This is a genomic window from Paracoccus jiaweipingae (genome assembly GCF_044335505.1).
In the GTDB taxonomy this organism is placed as follows: Bacteria; Pseudomonadota; Alphaproteobacteria; order Rhodobacterales; family Rhodobacteraceae; genus Paracoccus.
Window position 1 is genome coordinate 42,882 of sequence record NZ_JBISBS010000006.1, and the last position, 16,907, is coordinate 59,788.

Here is a 16,907-nt window from a genome sequence, read left to right on the forward strand (position 1 = left end):
TCTTACTCCTCAGCGACGGCCATCCACAGGGCGATGCCCTGCGCAATGGCGGCAATATTGTGAACGCGGTGAATCTGGACGCCCTGCGCAATGGCCGCCAGCGTCACCGCCAGCGTGCCGGCATCGCGGGCCTCGGGCGATTCGGCGTTGCCGATGCTGCCGATAAAGCGCTTGCGCGACACCCCCAGCAGGACCGGGCAGCCCAGACCATGATACAGCGAAATCCGCCGCAGGATCGCCAGATTATGCGCCTGCGTCTTGCCAAAGCCAATGCCGGGATCAATGCAGATCCGCGATGGCGCAATGCCCGCCGCCTGCGCCCGCGCCACCCGCGCGGCCAGCGCGTCATAGACATCCAGCACCACATCGTCATAGCGCGGATCGTCCTGCATCCTGTCCGGCAGGCCCTGCGCGTGCATCAGACAGACCAAGGCCCCGTCGCCCGCCACCTGTGCCGCCATGGCCGGGTCGAAATCGAAACCCGACACGTCATTGACCAACCCCGCCCCGGCCCCGGTCGCGGCGGCGGCGACAGCGGCCTTGCGGGTATCCACGCTGACCGGCCCCGCCGATGCCAGTTCCAGGATCACCGGGGTAACGCGGGCGATTTCGGCATCCACCGGAACCTCGGCCGCGCCGGGGCGGGTCGATTCGCCGCCCACATCCAGAAAATCGGCCCCCTGCCCCAACAGGTCGCGACCATGGGCCACGGCGCGGTCAGTGTCGTCCCACATCCCCCCGTCCGAGAAACTGTCCGGGGTGACATTCACAATCCCCATCAGACTGGGGCGGGCCATCGGCACCCCCAGCATATCGGGGCGCGGCGCGGTCAGGCGGTGGCGCCAGTCACCCGGCAGATCGGCCACCGGCAGGCGTTGCGGGGGCTGCCCCCGGCGCAGCAGCTCGATTTCGGCAAAGCGGGTCCAGCCCCCGGCAAGCCGCAAGGCACCGGGCGCGGCCTGTCCGGGCAACAGCGGGATGGGGCGGTAATAGTCAGTCATCCGCGCCCCCCGGCCAGCGCCGGACCGGCAGCGTGGGATGGGCGGGCGCAGTCAGCGCGGCCGGCAGCAACAGCGCCTCGGCGCGCATCCGTTCCGCCAGCCAGACAGCCAGCGCCAGCGGGTCGGCATCCTGACCGGCCACATCCGCGATCATCCGCGCCGGGGCCCAGACCACGGCGCGGCCCTCCGTCACGGCCCAGTCCAGTTCGGTCCGGCTGTCGGCCACGGTCAGCCCCAGCCGCGCCGCCAGCACCCATGCCGCCTGATCCAGCGCCAGCAGCCGCACCTGACGGTCGCCACCGCCGCCCGGCAGCGGCAGCCCCGGCGCATCGGGCACCAGCACCACCGCGCCCTTGGGCAGGGTGTGACCGCCCCCGTCCATCACCACCAGCGGCCGCGCGGGCAGACCGCCATCGGCGGCCACGCGCCCGGCCCGCCGCGTCAGCGTCACCCCCAGCGCCCCCGGCACCCGGTCCAGCTTTTCGATGGTCACCGCCACCCGGTCGGCGCGCGGATGGCGCAGCACCTCGGCGGCGATTTTCTCGGCCAGGGTTTCCAGCAGGTTATAGCGCTGGTCGGCCAGCCCCGCGGCAATGGCGTCGGTCAGCACGTCATAGGACAGGATGCGGTCGACATCGTCATTCACGCCCAGCGCCGGTTCGGCAAGCTCGACCTCGAGGTCAAAGCGCAGGCGCTGGTTCTGGCCACGCTCGGTCTGGAAGGCGCCGATATCGGCAGCCACGATATAGTCACGAAGATGAATGCGATCAGCGATATCCATGTCGCTGGTTATCCAATAAAAAAGCCCCGCCGCAAGGGGCGGGGCCGGGGCAGGCCGGATTCAGCCTAGTTCGAGGCCAGTTGCCGCCCCTGACGATAAAAGATGTGGCTGCCGATCCGCGTGGTGCGGGTAAAGCGGCGCGACCACGAGGGGCGGACCTGCGGGGTGTGGAAATAGGTCGCGCCATTGGTCAGGCTGCGCGGGGCGCCCGACAGGGCCTCCATCGCGACGGCGCGGACCCGCATATAGGCCGATTTGTTGCGGATCTTGCGCGACCCGCCGATGGTATAGCTGAACTGGCCACGCTGATTGACCACGCCGCAGACATTATCGGGAAAGCGCCCGCTGTCGACGCGGTTCAGGATCACCTCGGCCACGGCGCGCTGACCGGCGCGGGGTTCGCCGCGGGCCTCGAAATACAGCGCCTCGGTCATGCATTGCAGTTCGCGGCTGGAGGGCGCGCCAGCGGCGTTGGCGCTGGCGCGGTACAGCTGTTCGGGGCCGGCAGCGGCGGCGCTGATCCGGGCCGGGGCGGCGCCGACATAAAGCGGGCGGGTGCTGCGCGGCGCGACCATGCGCGCGGCGTTGCGGGCCTTGTATTGCGACAGGCGCTGTTCATAGCTGGCCGTGCGGGTGCTTTCGGCGCTGGCGGATGCGGGGGCAAGGACGGGCAAGGCGACGGCAACACACACAGTCAGTCGCGCAATCCAGTCGGGCAAGTAACGCATTTAAGGGCGGTCCTGTTTCGATTCTGAACGGGCTTCGTTCGGTTTGGCAGCTTGGTCGCCCCCCGGCAGAGAGGGGCGGATCGCCAGACAGGTAAGCGACCACCCGTTAACGAGACCATAACACAGCCGCGTGAGGCGGGGATTTGGACCAAAAACACCCCTGACAGGCGGAAACCCGCCGACGATTCCACCCCGGATCGGCGGCTTTCGGCAAGATTTTCCTTGCGCGCCATGGTTCTGCATCGCAACGGGCGCTGAAAAACCGATTCGTCACCCCCGAAGCGGCCCCCGGATCAGACCGCTCCCACGGGTCGGGAACACGCGCCACACAACCGCCGTGTCCCGCGCTTTGCCATGGGCAAGGCCCGGCCCGGATCAGCCGGCCCCCTGCCCCAAGGTTCAGATGTCAAAGCCCTGATGTCCCGCCGGCTGGCCGGGTCTTAACCGCCGTCGCGCAGGTGGTGGCGGGCGACCTGCCCCCGCGCCATCAGCGATGCCCGCGCCCCGGCCAGCCGCGCCAGCGGCACCCGGAAGGGCGAGCACGAGATGTAATCGAACCCCGCCTGTTCGCAAAACGCGATGGATTCGGCATTGCCGCCATGTTCGCCGCACAGCGAGATGCGGATATCGGGGCTGACCGCACGGGCGCGACCGGCACCGATGCTCAGCAATTCACCGACACCTTCGCGGTCAAGAATGTGGAACGGGTCCTCGGCATAGACGCCCTGCCCGACATAGGCGCCCATAAAGCGCCCGGCATCGTCGCGCGACAGACCATAGGTCATTTGCGTCAGATCATTGGTCCCGAAGGATAAAAAGCTGGCATGATGGGCAATGTCACCGGCCCGCAGCGCCGCGCGCGGGGTTTCGACCATCACCCCCAGCCGATAGGTGAAATCGGCGCGGGTTTCATTGCGCACCGCCGCCGCGACCGCATCGACGCGGGTCTTGACCAGCTCGACCTCGCGCATGGCGCTGACCAGCGGGATCATGATTTCGGGGACGACGGGGGCGCCCTGACGCGACGATTCGATGGTGGCCTCGAAGATGGCGCGGGCCTGCATGTCATAGATTTCGGGCATGGCGATCCCCAGACGCACGCCGCGCATCCCCAGCATCGGGTTGAATTCGGTCAGCGATTCGACGCGCCGGGTCACATCCGACAGCGGCAGGTCCAGCGATTCGGCCAGCTCGCGCATCCCCTCGCGGTCATGGGGCAGGAATTCATGCAGCGGCGGGTCAAACAGCCGGATCGTCACCGGCAGACCGGCCATGATGCTGAACAGCGACTGAAAATCATTGCGCTGCATCGGCAGCAGGCGGTCCAGCGCCATGCGCCGGTCATCGGCGCTGTCGGCAAAGATCATCTCGCGCATGGCGGGCAGGCGGTCTTCGTCAAAGAACATATGTTCGGTCCGGCACAGCCCGATGCCCTGCGCGTTAAAGCGGCGCGCGGTGCGGGCGTCCTCGGGGGTGTCGGCATTGGCGCGCACATCCATCCGGCGGGCCTGATCGGCCCATTCCAGAAGCTGGTTGAAATCGTCGTCCAGCGCCGGTTCCAGCAGGGCCGCCGCCCCCAGCAGAACCTCGCCACGGGTGCCGTCGACGGTGACGATATCGCCCTCGCGCAGGGTGATCTTGCCGGCGCTTAACACGCGGTTGCGCGAATCAATGCTGATGCCGCTGGCGCCGACAATGCAGGGCACGCCAAGCCCGCGCGCAATAACCGCGGCGTGGCTGGTCATGCCACCGCGTTCAGTCAGCACCGCAACGGCGGCGTGCATGCCGCGAATATCGCCGGGCACGGTTTCCCGCCGCACCAGAATGCAGCTTTCATCGCGCGCCGCGGCGGCCTGCGCGGCGGCGGCGGTAAAGACGATGCGACCGGTGGCGGCGCCGGGGCTGGCATTGATGCCGCGCGCCAGCACATCGCGCGGCTGGCGCGGGTCGACCTGATGGTGCAGCAGGTCGGTCAGCGCGCGCGGCTCGACCCGCATCAGCGCCTCGGATGCGGGGATGATGCCGTCACGCACCATCGCCACCGCGACCCGCAATTCCGCGCGCGAACTGCGCGCCACCCGCACCGCGTCGATCAGCGACAGCCGCCCGTCCGCGACCACGAATTCGATCTGCATTTCCTCGCGCAGGCGTTCGCGGGCGGCCTGACCAAAGCGGATCAGGTCGGCAAACACGTCCGGCGCGGCCTCTTGCAGCGAGGGGCCGCGCGGGTCGCGGGTCAGATACAGCGTTTCCGCCCCCTGCCCGCGCGCCCGGCCCTGTGTCTGGCCGCGAAAGCGCCCGGTGATGCGCGGCTGACCCGTCACGTCGTCAATGAACTGGATCGTCCCCGACCCGGTCACCCCCGGCCCCAGCGCCAGCGCCATGTCCTGAACCACCAGTCCCAGCGGCGCATCCAGCGGCGCGCCCTTGGCCTGACGCAACAGCCGCGCGGTCGGGCCGTCCCATGTGCGGGCCATGGATCGCAGCACCTCGGCCAGCTGGCGGGCGGGGTCCTGGGGGAAGTCTTCGTCGGTTTCGTCGCGATAGGCCCGGCGCAGCGCGGTCAGGTCGGGGCTGTCGCCCTCGAACATATCGGGGTCCAGCCGGGCGACATGCACGGCATAGGACTGGATGAACCCGGCATAGATGGCATCGGCAGATTTTTCCCCCAGCGCAGCGGCCAGTCTCGCATGGCGGGCGTCGTTCATGCCGACATTCAGCACCGTCCCCGGCCCGCCCCATTCCGGCTCGCGCGCCGATGGCCGCACGCTGACCAGCCCCTGCGCGGCAATCTGCGCCAGCCGGTCCCACTGTGTCACCCGGCCCTGCGCAATGGCGCGCACGGCATCAAAGGACAGCGCGTGGCTGCGCGGCACCGGCAGGTCCATGCGGATCAGCCGTTGCAGGCATTTTGCCCGCCAGCCATGGCTGCGCCGGTCGATCCCCGCCGAGGGGGTGATTTCCAGCAGGGACAGGGGGTGGTCGATGATTTCCATAACCGGCAGATTAGGCGCGATTTCTGCACTGCCGCAAGGGGAAAGCATGGCCGTGAGGCGCGGGCTGTCAGGCCGTCGGGGGCGCCGCCCCCAATCGGCTGCGCCGATTTCCCCCGAGGTATTTGGGACAGAAGCGAGGCAGCGCGGGTGTGGGTAAGGCAAGCGGTGCGCACGGGCGGCAAGGATGCGGCGGGCGCGGCGCATGTGTGCTGTCGCTGCGGGGCGCCCGAACGGATTCCCGGACTGGGGGCGCGCGACGTTGGGGGCGGGACATCTGGCGGGCGTTCAGGTCGCGGGACGGGCGGCGGCGCAGGGTTTCAGGGCCGTTCGCGGCGGGGCAGCGACGGGCCGGGGATGGCTGGAGGGGCCTGCGCCCGTGCAGGGCGATTAAAGATCCGGTCAGGATGCGGCGTGCATCGAAGGCGGATCGGGGAAGGTGCCGGGGGCGCCTTACCCCGCCACAGCGTCCCCCGGATCTTTTACGGGCGTGCGGCCCTGCGCTGCGCTTCGGGCGTTCGGCACTGTATCGGAGGCGGATCAGGGAAGGTGCCGGAGGCGCCTTACCCCGCCACAGCGTCCCCCGGATCTTTTGCGGGCGTGCGGCCCTTCGCTGCGCTTCGGGCGTTCGGCACTGTAAAAGGTCCCCCGGACCTTTTACGGGCGTGCGGCCCTTCGCTGCGCTTCGGGCGTTCGGCACTGTAAAAGGTCCCCCGGACCTTTTACGGGCGTGCCTCACCCCTCAACTTTCGTGAAGTCGGCGATCTGGCGGCCGGCTTCGCGGATGCGGGACAGAAGGTTCAGGCGGTTGCGGCGGATGATGTCGTGATCCGTGTTCACCTGAACGGCCTCGAAAAACGCATCCACCGGGGCGCGCAGGGCGGCAATGGCGGTCATCGCGGCAGGGAAATCCTCGGCCCCGACCGCCGTTTTGATCGCCGGTTCCGCCGCGTCCAGCGCCGCGAACAGGTCGCGTTCGGCCTCCGTTTGCGCGAATTTCACATCGGCGCCAAAGCTGTATTCCACGCCGTCCTTTTCCTCGGCCTGACCAAGGATATTGGCGGCGCGTTTCAGGCCTTGCAGCAGGTTGGTCCCGTCCTCGGTCACCAGCATCGCATTCAGGGCGGTGGCGCGTTTGACCACCAGCACCAGATCGTCGCTGCCCCCCATCGTCAGCACCGCGTCGATAATGTCGTGGCGGATGCCCTGATCGCGGAGGTGGACCTTGAGGCGGTCATGCAGGAAGGCAAGAAGGTCGCGGGCCAGTCCTGTTTCAGCTCTGGCGGCACTCGCCGACGCATCTGAAAATGTCATGTTGGCGCGGTCCCAAGCCGCTGTCTCGTCCATTGTTTCAGTAAGCGTGGACTCAGCCTTATCAGCCTGTTGGCGAAGCGAAGCAAAGGCACCTACATTAGGTATTGCAGCGCGAATTTTTTCGCACAGCCCCACCCGGACCTCATTGCCCAGTACCAGCCGGATCACCCCCAGCGCGGCGCGGCGCAGGGCATAGGGGTCTTTGGACCCGGTGGGCTTTTCGTCGATGGCCCAGAAACCGGTCAGCGTGTCGATCTTGTCCGCCAGCGCCACAGCGACCGAGACCGGCGCGTCCGGCACCTCATCGGACGGACCCAGCGGCGAATAATGGTCGCGGGCGGCGTCGGCCACGGCAGCGTCCTGTCCCGCCGCCAGCGCGTAATAGCGGCCCATGATCCCCTGCAATTCCGGGAATTCACCCACCATTTCGGATCGAAGGTCCAGCTTGGCCAGTTGCGCGGCCTTTGCTGCCTGATCGGGGTCGGCGCCCACCAGCGGGGCAATGTCGCGCGCCAGCGCCGCGATGCGGGTCACGCGGTCGGCCTGCGACCCCAGCTTGTTGTGGAACGTCACCGCGCCAAGCCCATCGGCCCAATCCGCCATGCCCGACCGGGCCTGACGCATGTCATTGTCCCAAAAGAACAACGCATCCGACAAGCGCGCCGCCAGAACCTTTTGGTTGCCGGCCAGAATGGTCGCACCATCATCGGGCGTGGCAATATTGGCGACGGTCACGAACCCCTCGATCCGGCCGGTTTTGGGGTTGCGGGCGGACAGGAATTTCTGGTGTTCCTTCATCGAGGTCTGCAACACCTCGGGCGGCAGGTCCAGAAAGCGGTCCTCGATCACGCCCATCAGCGGCACCGGCCATTCGACCAGACCGGCCAGTTCACGCATCAGCCCATCGTCAGGCACGATCTGCCAGCCGCGCGAGAAAGCCAGATTTTCGGCTTGGGCGCGGATCTCGGCCTCGCGCTCGGCGGGGTCCAGCATCACTTTGGCGCGGCGCAGTCTGGCGGTGTAATCGTCAAAGCCGGTGACGCGAAAGGCATCGGGCGCCATAAAGCGGTGGCCACGGGTTTCATCGCCCGCCGCGATGCCGTCAACCGTCAGCGGCACCACCTGCGCGCCGCCCTGATCGGACAACAGGCAGATGATGGAATGCAAAGGCCGCACCCAGCGCAGGCTGCCCGTCCCCCAGCGCATCGACTTGGGCCACGGAAAGTTACGGATGGTGGTGTCCAGCACCTCGGCCACAATGTCGGCGGCGGGGCGACCGGGGCGGGTGATGGTCGCGAAATAGACCTGCCCCTTCTTGTCGTCGCGAATTTCAAGGTCGTCACGGGTCAGCCCGGCCCCGCGCAGAAAGCCATCCAGCGCCTTTTCGGGGGCATCGACGCGGGGGCCTTTGCGTTCCTCGCGCGTGGTGGGACTTTCGGGGCTGAGGCCCTGAATCGTCAGGGTCAGGCGGCGCGGCGTCGAAAACGCGCCCGCGCCGGCATAGGTCAGCCCGGCCCCGACCAGACCGTCGGTGACCAGTTTGCGCAAATCCTCGCGGGCCTTGGCCTGCATCCGCGCGGGGATTTCTTCGCTGAACAGTTCAATCAGCAGGTCGGGCATCAGTCCATCACTCCACGCTCGGGGGTTTTGTCGTTCAGCTGGTGCCACGCGAAGGCGCGGCCATCGGGATAGACCGCGATGACGCGGTCCACATCGGGGCGGATCTCGGGCTGCCCCAGATAAGCGCGGGCCTGACCCGAGGCCAGATCCTCGGTCAGGGCGCGTGCGGAATAACAGTGAAACCACGACGGGCCGTTCAGCGGGGTGGCGCCGTCAAACGGCTGCGCGCCATCGGCCTGCGCCGGGTCAATGGTAAAGCAGGCGCGGTAACGCAGCGGCGAGCTGTCGGAATCAATGGCGCGGAAATCAGTGGTGGCAAGCGGGATCTGGTCGCCATCCAGCAGGGTCAGGCGCATGTCATCGCCCGCCAGTTCCGACACATCGTCGTAATAGCCATAGACCTGCAAATAATACACCGAGGCCGCCGTCATCACCGTGACCAGCGCCAGCCCGGCGACAAGGATTTTGCCGTTCATGGCTGCGCCTGCGCGGCATTGGCCCCGGTCGCGGCCCCGGTGGTGACAAATAGGTCGGCGCAACGCCTGGCCAAGGCACGGACGCGCCCGATATAGGCCTGACGTTCCGTCACCGAAATCACCCCGCGCGCATCCAGCAGGTTGAACAGATGGCTGGCCTTGATCGCCTGATCATAGGCCGGATGCGCCATTGGAATGCGCCGCCCGGCGCTGTCGGTTTCAGCGGCGTCAAGGATGCGGGCGCATTCGGCCTCGGCATCCCTGAAATGGGCAAACAGCATGTCGGTATCGGCCTGATCAAAGTTCCAGCGCGAATATTCCTGTTCGGTCTGGCGGAAAATATCGCCATAGCTCAGCGGGATCGGCGCGTCCGGGTCGTTGAACGGCATATCCATGACGTGATCGACCCCCAGCACATACATCGCCAGACGTTCCAGACCATAGGTCAGCTCGCCCGACACGGGGTGGCAGTCATGGCCGCCGACCTGCTGGAAATAGGTGAACTGGCTGACCTCCATCCCGTCGCACCAGACCTCCCAGCCAAGGCCCCATGCGCCAAGGGTCGGACTTTCCCAGTCATCCTCGACAAAGCGGACATCATGCACCATCGGGTCCAGACCAATGGCCCGCAGGCTGCCCAGATACAGGTCTTGCAGGTTGGGCGGGCTGGGTTTGATAATGACCTGATACTGGTAATAATGCTGCAACCGGTTGGGGTTTTCGCCGTAACGCCCGTCGGTCGGACGGCGCGAGGGCTGGACATAGGCCGCAGCCCAGGGCCGCGTGCCAAGGCTGCGCAGCGTGGTCGCGGGGTGGAAGGTGCCGGCCCCGACCTCCATGTCATAGGGTTGCAGAACGGCGCAGCCGGTGGCCGCCCAATAGGCTTGCAGCCGCAGGATCACCTCCTGGAAACAGCGGGGTTTCGCGGGGGCTGCTGCATCGGGGCTGGTCATGGGGGCGTCCTTTTGGCTAATGATCGCACGCGCGATGTGTATTAGGCAGGTCGCGGCACAGGGTCAATCAGGGGGTGGCAATGCAACGCAAGATGATTTGGGCGGCCATGCTGGCAACAACGGCGGCGGCGGGCACGTCCGCGCTGGCGCAGGACGCCTATATCCGGCTGGAGGCCGCGCCCGACGCGCAGGCACAGGCGGCGCTGTCGCGCTGGCAGGAACATTTCCCCGAAGCCGTGGCGCTGGACCTGCCGGGCCGATGGACCGGCATCGCGCTGGGTCCGCTGGATGTGGGTCAGGCGGTGGCGCGCTATGACGCGCTGCGGGCGTCAGACAGCATCCCGCGTGACAGCTTCCTGACCGCCGCCGACGGGCGCCAGCCGCTGGGGGCCGACGCCCTGCGCGCCGCCCGCGCCGAAGCGGCCAAGGATGGGTCCGCCGGGAATGGCAGCGCGGACAGCCCCGACCAGACCGCCCCCGTAACGGGCACCAGCCCGGATACCGCACCAGCGCCAGCACAGGCCATGCCAGCGGATGCCAGCGCCCCGGACACCCCCGGCGCCGACCCCGAGGATATGCCGCAACCGCAACACCCCCCCGCCGAGGCGCCCCCCCAGCCTGACGCATCCCAGCCCCCCGCCACCGGGGACAGCGCGGCTGACAGTGCCGACGCCAGCCCCGCCCCCGCGCAAGATGCCGCCACATCCGACACCACCGCCGCGCCGGACCTGCCCGACGGCTTTATCCGGCTGCGCGCCCTGCAAACCCGCGACAAGGCCGATGCCGAACTGGCCGCCCTGCGCCAGACCCTGCCGGGGGTCAGCCTGTTTCAACTGCCCTCGGGCTGGTTCGCGCTGGCACTGGGACCGCTGGATCAGGACAGCGCGGCGCCATGGGCGCGAACCTTCAAGGACAGCGGGCTGATCGCCAAAGACGCTTTCGTGACCACACGCGACGATCTGGGGCAGGAACTGGACGCCGCCCCGGCGCCCGACCTGCCCGCCCCCGACGCCACCGCCCCCATGCCGCCGATGGCACAGGTCCAGCAGGCCCTGCGCTGGGGCGGCTATTACGACGGGGCGATCGACGGCAAATCCGGCCCGCAAACCCGCAAGGCGATTGCGGCGGCCATGGGCGCGGAACGGCTGTCGACCGACAGCGGCACCGCCATGCAGCGGCTGCTGGAAAAGCGCCAGAACTGGCGCGACCGGATGGGTCTGGAAACGCTGCAAGACGCCCATACCCGGCTGGCGCTGATCGCGCCGCTGAACCGGGTCGCGCATAAACAGAACAAAGGCCCGATGGCGATCTATGGCCCGCGCGACGGCTCGGGCACGGCGCTGATCCTGATCGCAGATCAGGGCGGGCGCGACCGCATGGCGCAACTGGCCGGTCTGGTCACCGCGCTTGGCTGGGTGCCCCGCGCCGAACGACAGGACGGCACCGGCACCATTACCCTGCGCGGCAGCGATGACCAGCATACCGCCCGCGCCGAGCTGCGCCGCGATGGCGAACAGATCACCGGCTTTGTGCTGATCTGGCCCACGGCCCAGTCCGCCGATGCCGGGCGCGTCGCAGCCGAGATCGCAGACAGCCTGACCCTGATGCCAGCCCCCGAACCCACCACCGCCCCGGCACCGGACGCCGGATCACCGGCTGACTGAACCCAAAAAACCGGCGCGGATCATCACGACCGCGCCGGTTTCTTCGTTGTCCAAATACCCCGGCGCCGGCGCCCGCCGCAAAGCTCAGGCCCGCCAGAAACGTGGCAGCAACAGCACGAAAACGGAAACCAGCTCCAGCCGGCCCAGATACATGCCGGTGATCATCAGCCATTTCGCCGCGACCGGCAATTGCTGGACCGACCCGTTTGCCGTCACCTCGGGGCCCCACAGCGGGCCGACATTGGCAATCGCCGTCCATGCCCCGGTCAGGGCGGTGCGCGGATGCAGCCCGGTCAGCGCCAGCCCGACGATCAGCAGGCCGAAGGTCAGCACGAACAGGGTAAAGAAGGCCATCACCGAATCGACCACGTCCTGATCCAGCGACCGCCCCTCGAGCCGCAGCGGATAGACGCGGTGCGGCGACCGCATCCGGCGCACCTGCGCGCGCACCGCCTGGATCAGCACCAGATAGCGGAACACCTTCACCGAACAGCCCGTCGACCCGGTGCAGCCGCCGATCAGCCCGACCACGATCAGCACCACGAAAGGCAGATGCCCCCATGCCGACATATCGGTGCTGGCAAACCCCGTCCCCGAGAAGGTCGAGATGACGTTGAACACCGTCTCGCGCACCACATCCAGCGGGTGCATATCTTCCATATAAATCAGCCGATACAGCACGATCACCGCCACCGCATAGAAGATCCAGCGCAGATAGGCGCGGATCTGCACGTCACGCCACAGCGGCATGGCATTGCCACGCAGCGCCTGCACCATGCGGATAAACGGGATCGAGGCCAGAACCATGAACACCGCCGCCGCCCATTCCGGCGCCCCCAGATAGGTGCCGAAACTGGCGTCGTAATTGGAAAAACCGCCCGTCGACATCGTGGTCAGTGCGTGAAAGGCCGCGTCATAGGCGCCCATCCCCAGCATGATGAACACCACCGCCGCCGCCGCCGTCAGGCCGATATAGATGGCGGTCATCTCGGCCGCGATGTCAAAGGCGCGCGGCAGCGCCTTGCCCAAAGTGTCAAACCCTTCCGAGCGGAAAAACTGCATCCCGCCGACCTTCATCACCGGCAGAAACACCATCGCCACCACCACGATCCCCAGACCGCCCATCCATTGCAGCATGGCACGCCAGAAATTCGCCCCCTTGGGCAGGTCGTCCAGCGCCGGAAAGGCGGTGGTGCCGGTGGTGGTCATGCCGGACATGGCCTCGAAATAGGCATCGGTAAAGCCGACATGCGGCGCCCCGATCATGAAGGGCAGCGCCCCCATCAGCGGCAACACCGCCCATAACCCGGATGTCAGCACGAAAGCCTGCCGCAGGGTCAGCGCGTTATCGGCGGTGCGCGTGGCCAGCAGGGTCAGCCCCCCGGCCAGCACCGTCAGCAGCGCCGCCTGAAGAAAGGCGTGCCAATGCGGATCGCCATGCCACCAGTCGATGGCCAACGGCACCAGCATCGCCACACCCAGCGTGACGACAAGTTTGCCGATGGTATTGGCGACGGGACGCAGGTCAATCATGCGCCGATCAATGGACGCGCCGCCCCAGCACGTCAAGCATCGCGGGCGGGGGCCCTGATCCGGGGCGGGCGACTGTTGCCCGGCGGCAAGCCGCCCATTGGCGGGGGGACAGTCACAAAACGGTTACAAAATCCTGTTGCGCTGCAATGCAGCATGGCTAACATGCCCGCATTACACCGGGGGAAAAGCGCCTATGTTCAACAAGATCCTGATCGCCAATCGCGGCGAAATCGCCATCCGCGTGATGCGCGCCGCCAATGAGCTGGGAAAAAAGACCGTCGCCGTCTATGCCGAAGAGGACAAGCTGTCGCTGCACCGCTTCAAGGCGGACGAGGCCTATCGCATCGGGGCCGGGCTGGGACCGGTCGCGGCCTATCTGTCGATCCCGGAGATCATCCGGGTGGCAAAGGAATCGGGCGCGGATGCCATCCACCCCGGCTATGGCCTGCTGTCGGAAAACCCCGATTTCGTCGATGCCTGCGCCAGGGCCGGGATCACCTTTATCGGCCCGCGCGCCGACACGATGCGCGCGCTTGGCGACAAGGCCAGCGCCCGCAAGGTCGCCATTCAGGCCGGGGTTCCGGTCATTCCCGCGACTGATGTGCTGGGGGATGATTTCGACGCCATCCGCGCCGAGGCCGCCGATATCGGCTATCCCCTGATGCTGAAGGCCAGCTGGGGCGGCGGCGGGCGTGGGATGCGCCCGATCAACACCCCCGAGGAGCTGGAGGCAAAGGTCCGCGAAGGCCGCCGCGAGGCCGAGGCCGCCTTTGGCAATGGCGAGGGTTATCTGGAAAAGATGATCCTGCGCGCCCGCCATGTCGAGGTTCAGCTGCTTGGCGACACCCATGGCGGCCTGTATCACCTGTATGAACGCGACTGCACCGTTCAGCGCCGCAACCAGAAGGTCGTCGAACGCGCCCCCGCCCCTTACCTCAGCGATGATCAGCGCGCCGAAATCTGCGAACTGGCGCTGAAGATCGGTCGTGCCGTCGGTTATCAGAATGCGGGCACGGTCGAATTCCTGATGGATATGGACACGGGCGCGTTCTATTTCATCGAGGTCAACCCCCGCGTTCAGGTCGAACACACCGTGACCGAAGAGGTCACCGGCATCGACATCGTGCAATCCCAGATCCGCATCGCCGAGGGCGCCACGCTGGCACAGGCCACCGGCATCGCGGATCAGGACCACGTCACCCTGTCGGGGCACGCCCTGCAATGCCGGGTCACGACCGAAGACCCGCAAAACAATTTTATCCCCGATTACGGGCGCATCACCGCCTATCGCACCGCCACCGGCATGGGCATCCGTCTGGATGGCGGCACCGCCTATGCGGGCGGGGTGATCACGCGCTTTTACGATTCGCTGCTGGTCAAGGTCACGGCCCATGCCCAGACCCCGGAACAGGCGATCGCCCGCATGGACCGCGCGCTGCGCGAATTCCGCGTGCGCGGTGTCAGCACAAATATCGACTTTGTCATCAACCTGCTGAAACATCCGGTGTTTCTGGCCGATGAATATACCACTAAATTCATCGACACGACGCCGGACCTGTTCACCTTTACCCAGCGTCAGGACCGCGCGACCAAGATCCTGACCTATATCGCGGATATTTCCGTCAACGGTCATCCCGAAACCACAGACCGCCCGGCCCCGCCCGCCGATATCCGGGTGCCCACCGCCCCCGCCGCGCTGGCCGAGGTTCAGCCCGGTGGCCGTCAGATGCTGGAACAGAACGGCGCGCAGGCCGTGGCGGACTGGCTGGCGGCGCAACCGCGGGTGATGATCACCGACACCACCATGCGCGACGGCCACCAGTCGTTGCTGGCGACGCGGATGCGCTCGGTCGATATGGTGCGGGTGGCGCCGGCCTATGCCGCCAATCTGCCCGGCCTGTTCAGCGTCGAATGCTGGGGCGGCGCGACCTTTGACGTGGCCTATCGCTTTTTGCAGGAATGCCCCTGGCAGCGCCTGCGCGACATCCGCGAGCGGATGCCCAATATCATGACGCAGATGCTGCTGCGGGCCTCGAACGGGGTGGGTTACACCAATTACCCCGACAATGTGGTGCAAAGCTTTGTCGCGCAGGCGGCCAGATCGGGCGTTGACGTGTTCCGCGTCTTTGACAGCCTGAACTGGGTCGAAAACATGCGCGTGGCCATGGATGCGGTGATCGAATCGGGCAAGATCTGCGAAGGCACGATCTGTTACACCGGCAATATGCTGGACCCGCAGCGGTCGAAATATGACCTGAAATATTACCTGTCGATGGCGCGCGACCTGCGCGATGCCGGGGCCCATATTCTGGGGCTGAAAGACATGGCCGGCCTGATGCGCCCCGAGGCGGCGCGGGTGCTGATCCGCGCGCTGAAGGATGAAATCGGCCTGCCGGTGCATTTCCACACCCATGACACCAGCGGCATGTCCGCCGCCACCGTTCTGGCCGCCGCCGAGGCCGGGGTGGATGTCGTCGATGCCGCCATGGACGCGATGTCAGGCGGCACCAGCCAGCCCTGCATGGGGTCCATCGTCGCCGCGCTGGACGATACCGACCGCGCGACCGGGCTGGACCTTGGCGCGATCCGCCAGATCAGCAATTACTGGGAGGCCGTGCGCAATCAGTATACCGCCTTTGAATCCGGCCTGCGCGCCCCCGCATCCGAGGTTTATCTGCACGAAATGCCGGGCGGCCAGTTCACCAACCTCAAGGCGCAGGCGCGCTCGCTTGGGCTCGAGGAACGCTGGCACGAGGTCGCGCAGGCCTATGCCGATGCCAACCAGATGTTCGGTGATATCGTCAAGGTCACGCCCTCGTCCAAGGTGGTCGGGGACATGGCGCTGATGATGGTGGCGCAGGGGCTGACGCGGGCGCAGGTCGAAGACCCGGCCACCGATGTGGTCTTTCCCGATTCGGTGGTCGACATGCTGCGCGGCAATCTGGGCCAACCCGCCGGCGGCTGGCCCGAGGCGCTGCAAAAGAAAGTGCTGAAGGGCGAAACGCCCCTGACCGAACGCCCCGGCGCCAACCTGCCGCCCGTCGATATTCAGACCACCCGCGCCAAACTGGCCGCCGATCTGGAAACCGATATCGACGACGAGGATCTGAACGGCTATCTGATGTATCCCAAGGTCTTCACCGACTATGCGCAGCGCCACAAGATCTATGGCCCGGTGCGCACGCTGCCGACGCGGACCTTCTTTTACGGCATGGAACCCGGCGAGGAGATCAGCGCCGAAATCGACCCCGGCAAGACGCTGGAAATCCGCCTGCAAGCCATTGGCGAAACCGATGACGCCGGCGAAGTGAAGGTGTTTTTCGAACTGAACGGCCAGCCGCGCAACATTCGCGTGCCCAACCGTCTGGTAAAATCGGCCACCGCCGTCCGGCCCAAGGCCGATCCGGCCAATGCCGGGCATATTGGCGCACCGATGCCCGGCGTGGTGGCAACGGTCGCGGCCACCGCAGGCCAGAAGGTCAAGACCGGCGACATCCTGCTGACGATCGAGGCGATGAAGATGGAAACCGGCATCCATGCCGACCGCAATGCGGTGATCAAGGCCGTCCACGTCACCCCCGGCCAGCAGATCGACGCCAAAGACCTGCTGATCGAGCTGGAATAACGCAAAAAGGGGGCGCTCGCGCCCCCTCTGGCCCGTGCGGGCCATTCACCCCCTGAAGGTATTTCAGACAGAAGCGAGGTGGGCGGGGCATCACAGCACCGCCCGCTTTCGCATCACGACAGGCAGGACGGACAGTTCGCGCAAGGGTGGCGAATGTTTTTTTCACCCGCCGCGCTTTTTCGGCTTGCAGCCCCCCGCCGCATCCCGTAAACGCGCCTT

The 16,907-nt window shown here is 66.8% G+C and carries 10 protein-coding genes; 2 read left to right on the forward strand and 8 right to left on the reverse strand.

All coding sequences use genetic code 11. The features are described from left to right. Positions 1-2: 2 nt before the first annotated feature. The 7 genes from folP to ACFXP9_RS11180 form a co-directional block, all read right to left on the reverse strand. Positions 3-1,001 carry a dihydropteroate synthase gene (folP, locus tag ACFXP9_RS11150; protein WP_397208762.1) on the reverse strand — a complete coding sequence of 333 codons (999 nt, stop codon included), beginning with the start codon at positions 999-1,001 and terminating at the stop codon, positions 3-5. Then, positions 994-1,782: a dihydroneopterin aldolase gene (locus ACFXP9_RS11155; protein WP_397208761.1), complete on the reverse strand. Its 789-nt coding sequence runs from the start codon at positions 1,780-1,782 to the stop codon at positions 994-996. Before ACFXP9_RS11155 ends, folP begins: the two co-directional genes overlap by 8 nt. 65 nt (positions 1,783-1,847) lie before the next feature. After that, entirely contained in the window at positions 1,848-2,510 is a 663-nt protein-coding gene (locus ACFXP9_RS11160; protein WP_397208760.1) for a cell wall hydrolase, read from the reverse strand. Positions 2,511-2,950: 440 nt separating this feature from the next. Then, on the reverse strand, positions 2,951-5,506 hold the full coding sequence (locus tag ACFXP9_RS11165; RefSeq protein WP_397208759.1) for a putative PEP-binding protein: 2,556 nt from the start codon (positions 5,504-5,506) through the stop codon (positions 2,951-2,953). A gap of 732 nt (positions 5,507-6,238) precedes the next feature. Then, on the reverse strand, positions 6,239-8,437 hold the full coding sequence (gene glyS, locus ACFXP9_RS11170) for a glycine--tRNA ligase subunit beta (protein ID WP_397208758.1): 2,199 nt from the start codon (positions 8,435-8,437) through the stop codon (positions 6,239-6,241). After that, positions 8,437-8,913, reverse strand: coding sequence for a DUF6446 family protein (locus ACFXP9_RS11175; protein ID WP_397208757.1), 477 nt, complete (start codon positions 8,911-8,913; stop codon positions 8,437-8,439). Before ACFXP9_RS11175 ends, glyS begins: the two co-directional genes overlap by 1 nt. Next, entirely contained in the window at positions 8,910-9,866 is a 957-nt protein-coding gene (locus tag ACFXP9_RS11180) for a glycine--tRNA ligase subunit alpha (protein WP_397208756.1), read from the reverse strand. The genes ACFXP9_RS11175 and ACFXP9_RS11180 overlap by 4 nt, the downstream gene beginning before the upstream one ends. A gap of 80 nt (positions 9,867-9,946) precedes the next feature. On the opposite strand from ACFXP9_RS11180, the gene ACFXP9_RS11185 reads away from it, so the two are divergent. Beyond that, entirely contained in the window at positions 9,947-11,530 is a 1,584-nt protein-coding gene (locus ACFXP9_RS11185) for a peptidoglycan-binding domain-containing protein (RefSeq protein ID WP_397208755.1), read from the forward strand. An 84-nt stretch (positions 11,531-11,614) separates the two neighbouring features. Here ACFXP9_RS11185 and ACFXP9_RS11190 read toward each other — a convergent pair whose 3' ends face one another. Continuing rightward, complete coding sequence (locus ACFXP9_RS11190) at positions 11,615-13,063, reverse strand: TrkH family potassium uptake protein (protein ID WP_397208754.1); 1,449 nt, start codon at positions 13,061-13,063, stop codon at positions 11,615-11,617. Positions 13,064-13,256: 193 nt separating this feature from the next. Here ACFXP9_RS11190 and ACFXP9_RS11195 point away from each other — a divergent pair, with 193 nt between their 5' ends. Further along, complete coding sequence (locus ACFXP9_RS11195; protein ID WP_397208753.1) at positions 13,257-16,688, forward strand: pyruvate carboxylase; 3,432 nt, start codon at positions 13,257-13,259, stop codon at positions 16,686-16,688. Positions 16,689-16,907 lie beyond the last annotated feature (219 nt).